This is a genomic window from Methylocella tundrae (assembly GCF_901905185.1).
GTDB lineage: Bacteria > Pseudomonadota > Alphaproteobacteria > Rhizobiales > Beijerinckiaceae > Methylocapsa > Methylocapsa tundrae.
On record NZ_CABFMQ020000146.1, the window covers coordinates 1 to 468 of the forward strand.

At 69.9% G+C, this 468-nt stretch carries 2 protein-coding genes; both read left to right on the top strand.

Going from position 1 to position 468, the window contains the following annotated elements; translation table 11 throughout:
* A partial coding sequence (locus MPC4_RS20050; RefSeq protein ID WP_174514097.1) for a M20/M25/M40 family metallo-hydrolase occupies nt 1-205 on the top strand: 205 nt, incomplete at its 5' end.
* Nucleotides 202-468: M81 family metallopeptidase (locus MPC4_RS20055; protein ID WP_210253694.1), on the top strand; the 267-nt coding region annotated here is incomplete at its 3' end. The genes MPC4_RS20050 and MPC4_RS20055, both read left to right, overlap by 4 nt.

The following is a 468-nucleotide window of genomic DNA, read 5'->3' on the forward strand; positions in this document are numbered from 1 at the left end:
GGGCTACAGCGCCATGGACGTGGTGAGCGGCGCCGGGCACGATGCCGTGTACCTCGCACGCCTGGCGCCCACGGCCATGGTCTTCGTGCCGTGCGCGGACGGCATCAGCCACAACGAGATCGAAGACGCGGAGCCTGAACACCTGGAGGCCGGCTGCAACGTGCTGCTGCACGCCATGCTGCGCAGCGCGGGGGTGGCGGCATGACGATGAAGTTCCTGATCGCGCGGCTCAACCACGAGACCAATACCTTCTCGCCGGTGCCCACGCCGCTGGAAGCCTTCTCGCCCCGCTACGGGCAGGAGGCGCTGCAGGACAACCTCGGCATGCGCACCGCCATGGCGGCCTTCATCAACCTGGCCCGCAGCCTGGGCGCCGAGATGGTGACGCCCGTGTCGGCCATGGCCAACCCCAGCGGCCCGGTGCATGCCGCCGCCTACGACGAACTCACCCGCCGCATCGTGGAGGCC